Genomic DNA, 13063 nt, shown 5'->3' on the forward strand with positions numbered 1-13063 from the left:
ATATTACTTTTTTCTGAAAACAACGACGATGCACCCCAACAGGAACAGGAGCGTGCCGAAAGGTATAAAAAGCTTGAGGGGATAAAGAGGCAATCTGAAAGCCCCCATGGCGACCTCCTTTATCCGCCATGCGTCCATACCCATTTGCCAGCTCTTCCAAAGCAAAGCGCCGAGGAAACAGAAAGCCGCCACCAGGGTGAACCATCGGATCACTTTTTTTATGGTCCCGGGAAAGTGCTGGTAGAGCATCTCGATGCGTATGTGGCTGTTGTGCACAAGTGCGTAGCCGCCGGCAACCATGACATAGACACCGAAGAGCTGTTTGTTGATCAGCCAGGCCCAGGATGTGGGACTATTGAAAACATAGCGGGCTGTCACCTCATAGGCGACAACGGCCATTATAGCCAAGAGCAGTAAGCTGCAGACATCTCCGATCACTTTGATGAGGCGAGTGATACCGTCTAATAATATGTTCATTAATAACCATCCATAAACAACGGGACGGATTCATTCCAGATCGTCCCGCTGTTTCTGTTTGTTACACAGGATTGAGCAAACTCTTACCGTCAAGGCAATATCCATCAACCCTGCTGATCAGTTGACTCCACGCCATTCTTTAATCATTTTAATAGCCTTCGCGCTGGCCTCATCCTGCTTGGCATAATCTTCCCACATCTGATGGGCGACATCGGCATACTCCTGCTGGCACTGCTGATCGAGAACATTGACTATGACTTCTCCCTCTTCAACAAGCTTATTCACGGCTTCCATTTCACTTTCATAGGCCTCCACCGTGGCGTGCCAGTAGTCTTCGGCTGCCGCATGCATTGCGGCTTTGAGATCATCCGGCAGGGCATTCCACTTTTTCATGCTGACCAGGATGTGACCGGTTGTATGATCGCATTCCATGCCCTTAACCCAGTACGGCGCCACTTCATTCCATTTCAGGCCGGTGACCGCACTGACATCCCATTCAGCTGCATCCACGGTTCCCAGCTTCAGGCCCATATAGGTTTCAGTTGGTGACATCTGCACTCCCTGCATGCCAACTCCGGTGTGGTAAGCCATATTGCCGCCGTCGGCTTTAATCTTCATGCCTTGCAGATCATCGCACGTTTTTATAGGTTCTGTCGACAGGACAAACGGAACCGGGCCATAGGTATGAATATCGAGAAGATACAACCCCTCCTTGGCATACTCTTCGCGGAGAAGGTCCATGAATCCATTTTCCGTGAAGAAATCTCTTACTGCCTGAGCTTTGGCTTTAAAAGTAGAGGCCTCCGGAATAGAAAAAGCCAGAGGAAGATTGAATTCTACATATCCAATAGGAACCATACCACCCCACATGCCGCCCATGCCATGCAGCATGTCGACAACTCCCCTTTTAGTAGCGCCGAAAAGCTGATCGCCAGGAACAAGTTCAGGTTCTGCAAAAATCTTTATCTGCAATTTTCCATCGCTTTTTTCAGCTGCCGAATCAGCGAACACCTTCAGTGTCTCCATAGAAACGTCACCGCGAGGAAATAATGACTGGATCTTCATGCGATACACTTTTTCCGCTGCCTCAGCAGAATCGACCCGGGGACCGAAAGCCGTCATCAACATAACAGCACAGGCTATCACGATACCCCCAGCAAACATGATACTTTCCTTCATCTGATTTCCTCCTTTCCTTTGATAATTTAGTACATTTATTGATGCCTTACGTCTTCAACTTCGGCATTCACAATGGATCTTGCATATCGCCATGAGCCGGAAGTCACCAGCCATCAGGTGATGACAAAGGAGAGGAGTTGCACCTCACTGATGCCATCCCGTTGATCCATGGGCTAACCCCATGCAAAATAGAGGCCACCGGACCCTCCAATAAGCCCCAGTAGAGCAGAGCACTGGTTTTCGGCGATTAGCTGAACCCTTGCCGTCCGAGTTACGAAGAAGCACCTTATCAGGGCAATAGCATGATCTGCACAGAGTGGGTCAAATTTGCACTGTGGCTGCGATTAAACGTCGCTATTTATTTGGTTTTAAAAGAAATAACAAAATCGGACACAAATGACCCACAGTGCCCCTGGCCAAGCAGGCTTTACATTTAATTTTACATACCATGCAGCAGCGCTTTTCTCAAAATTGCCTATTGTCGATGAGCGCAAAAGAAAGACGGGGAACCGGTGGCAGAGAAAACGAAAATCAATGCTCGCAGGTAAGCGCAGACTCCGATATTAAGTATATGGCTGTGCCTGATTCCCGAAAACTCCTCGGAGTCTGCGCTTACCTGATCTGAGAAAAAATTGTAATTCTCCGACACACTTCTAGGAGTCTTGCCCTGAAGAAGTGCGGTCCGGTTTGGAAAACTTCATCCGGATTACAACTTCTTCCTCGTTTTCCGTGATATCCGTGGAGGAGAAGCACTTTTTGCAGAGATTGATCATTGATAAGTTTTCGGGCAATGTAGTGGCGATGAATCCCTCGAAACCATTAGTCGCGGCAACTCTTTCCAGCTCCCTGAAGATATAGGTGGCAACGCCCTGCCCCTGGTAGTCTTCCCGTACTACGAAGGCCACTTCAGCCCATTTTTCATCCATTTTCGCGTAGGTCCCAATGGCGACTATCTCTTTGTTGCCCCTGTTTTGAACGGTGCCGATCAAAGAGATATTCTTACGATAATCCATGTTTGCCCAGTGCTCCTGCGCCATTTTCCGGGAAAAGGTAGTAACTGCATGAAAAAAACGCAGATAAACCGTTTCCTCTTCCAGCGAATAAAAGAAATTACGATAGGCTATTTCATCCGAAGGCAGAAGCGGGCGCACCGACAAGGTCTTCAGGTTTTTCAGGGTAATTCTGCTTTTGTATTCCTCGATGAATATCAGATCTTCAGCCAATGGAGGTAATTGATCAGGGAAAATATAATGGTTTTTCTTGGCATCCTCGATCAGGCTCTCCCGAAAATCGGGATGGGCGATTTGGCACAGTTCAATCACCCGCTGACTGATGCTCTTTCCTTTAAGCTGGGCAATACCAAATTCGGTGACGACAAAGTTGACATCCGCCCGGAGGGTAGCCACCCCTGCCCCGGCACTGAGAGTGGCCACGATCCGTGAAACCTGCCCCCCTTTTGCAGTTGATGGAAGTGCAATTATCGACAATCCTCCTTTTGACAGCGTCGCTCCCCGGATGAAATTTGCCTGATCACCGGTCCCACTGAAAAACTGCCTGCCCACGGAATCAGAACAGACCTGCCCTGTCAGATCAACCTCCAGGGCAGAACTGATCGAGATGAAATTGTCGTTTTTGCCTATTATGCCCGGAGTATTCACCCAGTCTGCCGTTCCAAAGTAGAACTGAATATTGTTGTCTATATAATCGTAGGCAATCCTCGAGCCCATGCAGAATGTTGCTACCGCACGATCCGTCATGAAATTTTTATGTTTGTTGGTAATCACGCCCTGTTTGATGAGGGGAATAAACCCATCGGAGATCATATGAGTGTGGATGCCAAGATCATTCTTGTCATTAAAATACGGCAACAGGGCATAGGGCATGTGTCCGTAGCCGACCTGCAAAGTGCTGCCGTCATCAACAAGCTCCTTGACGTATTGAGCGATACGCCTGGCTGTCTCCTCATCGACGGTTTCCGGGCCAATGAAAATCAATTCCTCTTCAAAAGGCACCAGATAGTCGATATCGTTGACATGGAGAAAGCCGTCGCCATGCGTTCTGGGCATCCGTGGATTAATTTGGGCAATGACTGTTTTTGCACTCCTGACTGCTTCCAGGGTGACATCAACGGACACGCCCAGGCTGGCAATACCGAAGACATCGGGGGGGCTAATCTGTATCAGCACCGTATCGATAACAATCTGCTTGTTTCTTAAAAGCTGCGGCAGTTGGGAAAGATAGGTCGGTATATAGTCAACCTTGCCTTCAAAAGCCGCCTGCTGCATGTTCACAGGCACAAAGAAGAGTTTGACCGAGAAGCGCTGCAGAAAGACTTCGTCTCCAAGATAATCGGCAAGGGTATGAGCCAGCATCTGAAATATCATGATATCGTCCAGATTGTTGTTCATTACCAGAGTATGAATGAGATGCTGCGGTTCTCCGCACCCCGACCCGATAAAGATTTGGCTGCCGTTTTTTATCTTGCCGATTGCCTCCTCGGCCGTGACATATTTTGATTTTAACACATTGTCATTTTTCATCATTTCATGCGAGACTCCCTGTCTCGTGAGCATGCCGGCCCGGTTTGAAAGAGTCAAGATGACCCGGATTTTGAAAAGAAAAATAAAATCAATCCCCTAACTCCAAATAATTATTTTGAACCGTTGTTATTCAAAGGTAGTCAGATGATATATTCTACCTTATGAGACTGTTTTTTTCAGCAGGTTAATACCGTTATCAAGTCACGGCGATCCTTCTGCGGACGTGGAATCCCAGCAGGTGTTGTGCTATCTGCAATCGGAAAAGAGCAGCGACAGCTGGTGATCACCCCAGAACATCTCCTTCGAGACATCGAGAGCGCCCCCTTTCACCAAACACAACTTATACCCTTTTTTCTTTTACATTCAAAGAAAAGCAATGGGGAAGGGTTTTTCATTGCCAGGCCAGGAAGCTAAAAAATTACCGAATTAGCCTTATGTTCTGCCTTTGCCAGGCGATGATGTCCTCTCCTTGTATTTTCGCATAAGCGAACAAAAATCGGGCAATGTGCCTCAATTTGCGCTATTATTTACTTTCAACTGTCGGTTAAAGGTGTTTCTACAATCAGGAAAAATGTAAGGGAGATCTCTATGAAACTCGGTCATGCCGTTGTCACAGGTTCGATTCTGCAACTCCTCTGTTGGGGCGCCGCACAGGCTCTTGCAACCCCTGCCATTCCCCAGCCGTTGGGAGACAGAGGTTTTAAAGTCTACCAGAAGGTTGCCGGAGAGTGGCGGGCAGCTGGTTTTCTCGCCTTCAACGAGTTTTTCAGCGAAGCAAAACTTCCGGTGGGAAACGGTGAAAAACCGCTTGTTCTTCGTCTGGAAAAGATCGGCATCGGCAATGGCCATCTCGATTTAGCCAGAGTCAATGGACAACGGCCTCAAGCGGTTGATGGTGACGGATCACCGTTTTCGTTGATGAAGCTCGAAGCCAAGGATTTCGATGTTTTGCGCTTTGCCGAAAACGATCACTTTCTCGAGCTGCAATTTCCCACAGGCGGAGAATTGCGCATTGCCGCCCGGGTAGAGGGGAGTTTTATCTCGCAGACCCCATTCCGCTTTCCCCCATCCAATAATTATTCCCTAATCAGCCCGAAAAGCGAGTTCTATAGATTCTCGCCAACCACCGAGCCGCAGATCCTCTTTGCCGAGGAAACGTCTCCCGGCACCGGCCACCCCTGGGGCGTGGCCACAGCCTCCAGCATGTTGGACAGCCGCAACCTCTATGTGCGGCTCGATTTCCAGTCGGACAACACTCTGGATGGCGGCAAGGACTACGCCAGCCTGCATCTGCACACCACTGACGGCGTAAAGACATTTACCGTCCGCCAGGATGAGCGCCGGTGGGGGGAGGCGAAATTCGGCTATACTTCCGAGGTGCCCTGGCAGCATAAAATTTACGATTTCACCATCCCGCGCAGCGAACTGCCCGAGAGCGAAACCATTGAATTGGCCATGAGCGCATACGGTACCGCCGCGATCAGTAGCTGGTCTTCGCCGGCCCTGGCCTATGGCGCGCAGAACCAGGAATATATGGCTGCCTACATCTATGAAGATTCAGCGGGCACGCAGGTGCAAAGCCAGCTTGTCGATAAAAACGGTGATCTGTCCGGTTCTTTCCTGCCGGTAACCGATCTGAGTATGCAATATAAATCTAATGCGGACATCGCGTACGACGGCAATACCGATCACTTTCTCGTGGTCTGGGAGAATGACGATGTCCCGTATATCCAGCGTACACTCATCTCAGGCGACAACCAGACCACAACTGATGTGCTGCCGATAACCTCCCTCAATCAACTGGATGATCCCGCCGTTGCCTATAATGTTACCAATGGCAGGTTTCTTCTGGCCTGGGAGGAGTGGACCATCGTCGGCACCAATTCACATATTGGTGGCAGCATTGTCAATGCGGTCAATCAGATCGTCGCCGAAACCGTGATTTCCGATGTCGATAGCCGGAAGGATCATCCCCGCATTGCCGGTATTGGCGAGGGAGGATTTCTCGTCGTCTGGGAGGATAACAGAAATGCGACTATGGACAAGGATATCTACTTCCGCATGATAGCAACTGACGGCATACCCACTACAGCTGAAGCGCCGGTCTTCAGCGGCCCCGGGTCGCAAGCGGCACCCGACGTCGCCTATGACCCGGTGCGGCAGCGCGCCCTTGTTGTCTGGGAGGACGATAACGACGGCGGCAATGATATTCGCGGCCGGTTTGTGACTGCTGGAGGCACACTAGCGGAGGAGCCATTTTTCATTAGCGAGGCGGCCGGAGAGCAGCGCCAACCACAGGTAGCCTATGCCGGAAATGGCAATTTTCTGGTAGTATGGCAGGATCAGGGAGTTCAGCCTCATTATGAAATTCATGGTCGTTTCTATACCAGCAACGGAGAAACGCTGGGCGATGAGAGGATCTTGGTATCCATGGGCAACAGTGTTTATAATCCCTCACTCACCGGAAGCGGCGGCACATCGCTTCTTCTGGCCTACAACTACAATACCGTCGGATTTGAGAATTACGGCACAGTGGCTATCAGCGCACCGGCCTCGAGCAAACTTCTTCTGTATATGCCGGCGATACTCCAGCCCCGTGAACGCCAGCAAAACAATTGAACAGAGATTTCAGTCCGCGCCGGATTGTTCGGGAGATAAAACGTTCAACCGGCGCCGGAAGTTAAATAGATAATTCCAGGAATCCCCTTACATCTCACGCAGCGTGGGAATAATCCGCCAACACTATAATCTTACATCCGGATATTCTCCAGCAGGCGGCGGATTTTTCTCTCGGTCTCCGGTCGTGGATGCAGATCGAGCGCCGCCAGCAGGTGCTGGTAGGCTGCGGTGGCAAAACCTTGCCGCACACGGATTTGCCCCAGTTGATAATACAATTCCGGCAGCAACGGAGAATTGGGGTGGGTCGCCAGGGCGAGTCTCACCAAGCGGTTGGCCGGATCAAGAAGATTGCGCTTTTCTAGAAGCTGCGCCCCTTCCAGGATCGTTTCCGCCTCAAGGGTTTGAAAATCCTGCATCCCAGCACCTTGAAGGAGTTCCTGAAGACGATTGGCATCAGCCGAAGTGATGGCGTGTTCCATTTTTTCCCGAAAGCCTGCCGCCTGCGCAGAGTGGGGTTCCGACATCAGGCCCAGGGAACGTCCGATTGCAACGGCCTGCTGCAGAAAGGACAGGTGCCAGCGGGATTCACCAAGTGCGGCAACGGCCAGTCCCGCAAAGAATCCGCCCAGATGGGCGCCATAAGCGACACTGCCGCCGGCCTGTGACAGAAACGGCAGCAGATTGTCGATCAGCACATAGATGCCGAGCACGATACGAGCCGGTATCCTGACCACGCTCATGAAAATGGGAAAAAGCAGGATGAAGACTTTGACCCTGTTATCAGGGAACATGAGAAAATAGTAGCCAAGCACCCCCGAGATCGCTCCCGAGGCCCCCACCAGAGGGGTGAGCGAAATGCCGGCAAAAACGGCAAAACTCAGGGTGGCAATCACTCCCGTTGCCAGGTACATCAGGAGAAATTTGATCCTGCCCAGCTGGTGTTCGGCATTGTCCCCATAGATATAGAGGAACAGCATGTTGCCCAGAAGATGCATGAGGCTACCATGCAGAAACAGCGAGGTGAACAGGCTGATCAGAGTGGGATCGGCAGGTTTGTAGCCATATTGAAAAAGCAGCAGGTCGTTCAACGAGGCCTGGGACAGCACCATCCGTATATAGCTTTCCGGAATCCCCTGTTCCATCAGCATTCTCACATAATCGACCAGCAGCGGATTGGATGCTCCCACCGGTTTACCACTCAGTGGAATGTTGATGAAGACGAAAATGAAGATATTGACGGCTATTATCCCCCAGGTCACATAGGGGGTGAAGCGTTCGGGATTGGGGCTGTCGCCGATGGGTAGAAACAAGGAGTCTCCTTATGCTTTATGGGGTCAGAGTAAAATTAAATATCGAAATTTAGAATTACTCCTTTTTCCCTTTTTCGCCTTTAACCCGCCGAAATATTATCAGAGGGTTGGCAGCCCGCAACCCGCACTATTCCAGCGGGGAGGAATCCGTCCAGCAAGGCAAGACAGTTGTTTGGACAGAATAATTCTATCCCGGCAAGTTTGCAAGTTTGTACGAATCGGCTCGACACTTCTTCGGCCATGCTCGAGTCAAGCCGCAGGAGCAGCTTTACATCCCCTACTACATCACTGCACCCAGCCGGGAAAGACTACCGAAAACCCTTCGACCATGAACTGGACGGCGATGGCGATAATGATCATGCCGAACACCCGTGATATGAGGTCAAGGGGCAAGTTGCCGACCTTGTTCTGGATGAACGAACCGCTGAGCAGTGTTAAAAACAGAATCGTCAGAACAGCGACAACGACGACGCTTAACAGCAAGAGAGTGAACAGGGATGTACTCTGATGACCATAGATTATGACGGTGGTGATGGCGCCGGGACCGGCGATAACCGGTACCCCGATGGGAATAAAAATCTGCTGATAACGCCGCAGGACCTTTTCCCGAAGGTCGTGTTCCCTGGTTTCCCTGGCCTTGGCTATTTTCACAGCGGTCCCTTTCATCATGCTGAAGCCGAATTGCAGCAGGATAAGTCCCCCGCCGATTTTAAAGCTTGCCAGGTCAACTTTGAGACTCATCAGCAGTTGTTGACCGTACCAGAGAAAAAAAAGCAGCACCACGGCGCAGGTAAAGACAACCAGTGCCGCAAGAAGCCATTGGAAATTTTTTCTGTCGCTCGCCGAAGCAGTGACCCACAGAGGAATTTTCTCAACAGGATTAACAATTGCCAGCATGGCGATGGCAAAATTATAGATTAAATCCCAGTGTATTGTCATCATAGCCTTTTGCACTGCTGTTCTTCATGATAGACGATACTTTCGTAGAGAGGAGATGTTAGTGTAGATTCTCTCGCCGCTTTCATCTACTGCAGGAACGAGATCAGCTGACGGTCTCGTTCTCCAATACGCCAAGCAGTCCATGATATTGGCCGTCAGCGCCTCTATGCTCCGAGCCGGCAGGAGAAAGAAGCCCTGGCAGAAGCTGTTCTGGAAGCAGGTAGAAGGTTACGGTGCTTCTTCCGTAGATTCCAGCCGGAAAAGAATCATCAAGCGCAGCCTCCCAGAAACCGCCCCAGTCAGTATGGTACGGTAGAAGAAACTCCAGCGAGCCTCGCTCATAATGGCTGGACGTGGTGATTCTTTCGAAATCAGCGATTAGGCCTTGATGAATTTTGGCACTGGATTTGTGAAATTTTTCAATATGCTGGACAATATATTGCGGACTCTCCCTGAAGTAGGACGGCAATGCAAGTTTGAGTATGGGGACGGCATCTTTTCCCGCGCCGGAACTGTAGCGTTTGAAAATCTCCTCTCCTGCCTTCCTGGACGAGGCCATCCAGAGTTTGATCCCCGGAGTGATGTCGAATTGCCGAAAGAGATGAAGCCAGGCCGCAAAACGCAGTGCCGTGCTTTCCGGTCGGGGCGTCTGTAACTGGGTTTTAACGGCCTCCAAATCGTTAACCAGGTTCCTGGCAATTTCATCTTCGTCGAGGAAGAAAACCTCTTCCCGCAAAGATTCTTCTTCATTGTCAAGCATTTCAGCGAGAGCAAGTATCAACTGGGCCTGGCGGAGTTCCGCGTCAAATTCACCCGTGGCCAGTTCGGCCGCGCCTTTTTGCAATAGCGACGAGATCCCCTCCATTCCGGTATCGGCGCCCGTCTCGGTTCCAGCGACGGCAGACTGTTCTTTATAGGTTTTGATCCGCTTGCTCAGTTCAAGGTAGAGTTCGAGCTTATCCCCGAAGGGGGCTGGCGTGTGTACCTTGCAGAAACTTTGCTCCACCAGCGACGGATCGTTGTTTTCCGGAGAAAGCAGGTCAACTTCTGCGATTTGCAGGAAGTGGAGGGGGTTACACAAGAGCAAAAGGGGATACAATCGATTTTTGGAAAGCCTGGTATCGGGAAAAAGCAAAGTCTCCATGAAGTTCACCATTGTTGTGGGAGATATTCAAATCTGAACACCCTGATTTTCTGCAACCCGATTCCCTGGAAATTGGATACGCTGAATTCAGGGATAACAAGACACAAAAGCATAAGCCTGCGAAGCGTTAGCACATGCCTGTGAAAGTACCTTCAAGAAGTATGCCAGCATCGGCTCAGGAAGTTGCGGTTATTGGCGGCAATTCGCCTCCTACAAAAACTGAGCCGAATGCCCATCTCGGCAGGCAGGGAGAGGATCCAGTGTTGCCGAAACCATCGAATCATCTCATTCCAACTCAATCACGAAAAGATCAATCACGAAAGGGTCAAATCATTGCTAGACTCCTACAGACCAGGCATCCCCTTTGCAATCCAGTCCTTCACCTCATGATAAGCCCGAAGATAGTTGATGTTCGCATTGCATCACAGCTGTTCCCGCACCCGTTCTCCGGCATCGATAAGCGTTCTGCGCAATTCGGCTTCAAGATTCCCCAACTCGAGTTCAGCCTGCTTTCGTTTTTTTCGGCCTTCATCAGCGATATTCAGGCTTTCCTCAATGGTCTCGATGAGTGAGGCATTAGCCTGCTTGACCGCTTCGATATCGAAGACGCCCCGTTCAATCTCGCGCCGGGCTTCTGCATTGCCCTGCTTGAGGTTTTCGGCATTGGCTTTCAGCAGTTCGTTGGTCAGATCGCTGGCAGAGCGGATGACTCCGGCCGCCTCGCGGGAGCGGTGAATAGTCACGGCCTGGGCCAGCTGCTGCCGCCACAGAGGCAGGGTGTTGGCAGTGGTGGAGATGATTTTGTTGATCAATCCCTTATCGTTCTCCTGTACCAGCCTTATGCTGGGCAGACTCTGCATCGCCACCTGGCGGGTCAATTTAAGATCATGCACGCGCCGCTCCAGGGCGTCGCGATTGGCTCGCAGATCCCGCAATTGCTGAACCGCGGTCATAGATTTTCCTTCTTCCGCCTGCCGTGCCATAGTGGGGATATCCAGCTCGTCGAGCTGCTTCAGTTTCTCCTCCCCTGCTGCTATATAGCGTTCCAGATGGTGAAAATACTCAAGATTAGCAGCATAGAGGCGATCAAGCGAGGCTATATCCTTGAGCAGTTGGGTCTTGTGCCGCTCAAGTTCATCACCGATAGCGTCTATCTGGTTGCGTACTTCCTCGTAACGCTGGAGAAATTGAGCCATGGGCTTGGTCTTTTTCAGCAGGCGGGAAAAGAATCCGGGTTTGCGGTTGGGATCCAGATCATCCAGTTCGAAGTCACGTACTGTACCCACCATACGGTTGAGAGCCTCTCCCGCGGGTCCGGTGTCCTTGTTGCGCACCCCTTCCAGCATGTCGTCGGAGATGCTTGCCAGCTGCTGCTGGGCCGGTGCACCGAAATAGAGCAGGCTGTGGCTGTCATCGAGGTCGATCTGCTTAATCAGTGCCTCAATTTCCTTGCGTTCTGGAGGATCTGCCTGGCGGTAGGCCACCGGCGGCTTGCCCTGAAGCAAGCTTGATTCTATATTTTTAAGTTCCGTTTCGTTCATCCTTCTCCCTTCGATAAAAATTTAACACCAGGAAAAACACGCCTGATCAATGCAAACCCTCGCGCTTCAATTGGTTCTCCAGCACCTCTATATCAACGTCAAGATCACGCAGGTCGTTCTCAAGAAGGCGCTCATACTGCTGTCCGAAAACTTCTTCTATGGTCACGAGTACACGACGGAAATTATCCTCCAGAGTCTGATTGCGGAGGTTCGCGTGGGTCTCTGCATAGCCGGTGACCACCCGTTGAGCACCATCGAGATAGATGTTGAGAAATTTGCGCGCCCGGCGAAAATCGCGGGGATCGCGGGCTATCTCCGTCAGAATATCCCGGCCAAGAGCAGATATTCGAGCCAGCCGCTGATTCAACTCGGGTTGATTGATGCGGGCGGCGGCCTGCTCAATGTGTAAAATCTGCTGCTCAGCCTGTTGCAGAGCCTCTGTAACGGGCTGAGTGTTGCCGACATTATCTTTCACCGCCACCGGCTGGGTATAAAGATCAAGTCCATAGAGCAAAACAAAAGCAACAAAAGAGCCTGCCCCAAAGCCGATGGAAGTGGCGATATCATGCCCGGCACCGGCCCAGGCGGTAATACCGGTGGCCAGGGCGACTGTCAGCCCACCCATGGTTTTAAAGGGCCAGCGTATGGTTTTTTGAAAACGCTGCTGCCGCAGGTTTACCTCCTGGCGAAATCCATGACGTGTAAGCACGGCGGCTGCCAGAAATAGGCCATATGAGCAGGCATTGCTCACAAAAACCGTGAAGTTGCCGCCGCCAAGCGCGATCACCATGGCTGGGATCAAAGGCAGAGGCAGCAACCACAACAATCTTGACTTACGGGGCCTGAGGGCAGCTGCTTCCCGCCTGCGCTGTCGATAACTCTGCACGGCCTTGGCTTTTTCCCTGGCCTGTTTTTCAAGTTCGGCCGCTCCTTTGGGAAACCATTGAGCAAAAAGGTTCGTCCCTTCCGCTACCATTGATTCAAGGGCACGGGCCCACCCCTGATGAGATTTCTTTCCCATAATTATACAGCCAGTAAAGCCTGCCAGGTGGCCACGCCAATAGTGGCAAATAACAGGATCAGTCCAAGCAATTTACGTAAAACTTTCGGCACAGTCGTTCCTCTACTAATTATTTGTTTTGATCAGACACACCTGTGAATGATTCATATGTCAAAACCGGTTATTCCCTGTGGCTCATATAGTAAGTATGAATTCCGTAAGAGTGAATGATTGCCAAACATTTTGTGATTTTATTCAACCAGTGATCGGGAGTGCCGCAGGGCATCTCCCCAGTACCAGACACAGTGGGATGC

General features: G+C 50.9%; 9 protein-coding genes. 1 reads left to right on the top strand and 8 read right to left on the bottom strand.

The genetic code is table 11. From position 1 onward, the window contains the following. Positions 1–3: 3 nt before the first annotated feature. The 3 genes from JWG88_RS15365 to JWG88_RS15375 all read right to left on the bottom strand — a co-directional run bounded on the left by JWG88_RS15365 (position 4) and on the right by JWG88_RS15375 (position 4199). Entirely contained in the window at positions 4–477 is a 474-nt protein-coding gene (locus tag JWG88_RS15365; protein WP_205234669.1) for a TRAP transporter small permease subunit, read from the bottom strand. Between the two features lie 117 nt (positions 478–594). After that, positions 595–1656, bottom strand: coding sequence for a TRAP transporter substrate-binding protein DctP (gene dctP, locus JWG88_RS15370; protein ID WP_205234670.1), 1062 nt, complete (start codon positions 1654–1656; stop codon positions 595–597). A 653-nt stretch (positions 1657–2309) separates the two neighbouring features. Next, entirely contained in the window at positions 2310–4199 is a 1890-nt protein-coding gene (locus tag JWG88_RS15375; RefSeq protein WP_240194493.1) for a bifunctional acetyl-CoA hydrolase/transferase family protein/GNAT family N-acetyltransferase, read from the bottom strand. A gap of 585 nt (positions 4200–4784) precedes the next feature. Between JWG88_RS15375 and JWG88_RS15380 the strand changes: the two genes are divergently transcribed. Further along, positions 4785–6815, top strand: coding sequence for a hypothetical protein (locus tag JWG88_RS15380; protein WP_205234672.1), 2031 nt, complete (start codon positions 4785–4787; stop codon positions 6813–6815). Positions 6816–6946: 131 nt separating this feature from the next. Here the strand turns inward: JWG88_RS15380 and JWG88_RS15385 are convergent, their stop codons facing one another. The 5 genes from JWG88_RS15385 to JWG88_RS15405 all read right to left on the bottom strand — a co-directional run bounded on the left by JWG88_RS15385 (position 6947) and on the right by JWG88_RS15405 (position 12770). After that, positions 6947–8125, bottom strand: a complete 1179-nt coding sequence (locus JWG88_RS15385; RefSeq protein ID WP_205234673.1) for a rhomboid family intramembrane serine protease — start codon at positions 8123–8125, stop codon at positions 6947–6949. A gap of 285 nt (positions 8126–8410) precedes the next feature. Further along, positions 8411–9067 carry a MarC family protein gene (locus tag JWG88_RS15390; RefSeq protein WP_205234674.1) on the bottom strand — a complete coding sequence of 219 codons (657 nt, stop codon included), beginning with the start codon at positions 9065–9067 and terminating at the stop codon, positions 8411–8413. A gap of 100 nt (positions 9068–9167) precedes the next feature. Then, positions 9168–10208, bottom strand: coding sequence for a hypothetical protein (locus JWG88_RS15395; RefSeq protein WP_205234675.1), 1041 nt, complete (start codon positions 10206–10208; stop codon positions 9168–9170). Positions 10209–10630: 422 nt separating this feature from the next. Next, a complete protein-coding gene (locus tag JWG88_RS15400) occupies positions 10631–11749 on the bottom strand; it encodes a toxic anion resistance protein (protein ID WP_205234676.1) in 1119 nt (372 codons plus the stop codon). A 46-nt stretch (positions 11750–11795) separates the two neighbouring features. Next, positions 11796–12770 carry a 5-bromo-4-chloroindolyl phosphate hydrolysis family protein gene (locus JWG88_RS15405; protein ID WP_205234677.1) on the bottom strand — a complete coding sequence of 325 codons (975 nt, stop codon included), beginning with the start codon at positions 12768–12770 and terminating at the stop codon, positions 11796–11798. Positions 12771–13063 lie beyond the last annotated feature (293 nt).

Origin of the sequence: Desulfopila inferna, from assembly GCF_016919005.1 — a bacterium.
GTDB classification, from domain to species: Bacteria; Desulfobacterota; Desulfobulbia; order Desulfobulbales; family Desulfocapsaceae; genus Desulfopila_A; species Desulfopila_A inferna.

What these genes read in the sequence shown, in the direction of transcription:
- dctP (WP_205234670.1), bottom strand. Translation starts at nt 1,656, where the DNA reads ATGAAGGAAAGTATCATGTTTGCTGGGGGTATCGTGATAGCCTGTGCT.
- JWG88_RS15395 (WP_205234675.1), bottom strand. Translation starts at nt 10,208, where the DNA reads ATGGAGACTTTGCTTTTTCCCGATACCAGGCTTTCCAAAAATCGATTG.
- JWG88_RS15400 (WP_205234676.1), bottom strand. Translation starts at nt 11,749, where the DNA reads ATGAACGAAACGGAACTTAAAAATATAGAATCAAGCTTGCTTCAGGGC.
- JWG88_RS15365 (WP_205234669.1), bottom strand. Translation starts at nt 477, where the DNA reads ATGAACATATTATTAGACGGTATCACTCGCCTCATCAAAGTGATCGGA.
- JWG88_RS15405 (WP_205234677.1), bottom strand. Translation starts at nt 12,770, where the DNA reads ATGGGAAAGAAATCTCATCAGGGGTGGGCCCGTGCCCTTGAATCAATG.
- JWG88_RS15380 (WP_205234672.1), top strand. Translation starts at nt 4,785, where the DNA reads ATGAAACTCGGTCATGCCGTTGTCACAGGTTCGATTCTGCAACTCCTC.
- JWG88_RS15375 (WP_240194493.1), bottom strand. Translation starts at nt 4,199, where the DNA reads ATGATGAAAAATGACAATGTGTTAAAATCAAAATATGTCACGGCCGAG.
- JWG88_RS15390 (WP_205234674.1), bottom strand. Translation starts at nt 9,067, where the DNA reads ATGATGACAATACACTGGGATTTAATCTATAATTTTGCCATCGCCATG.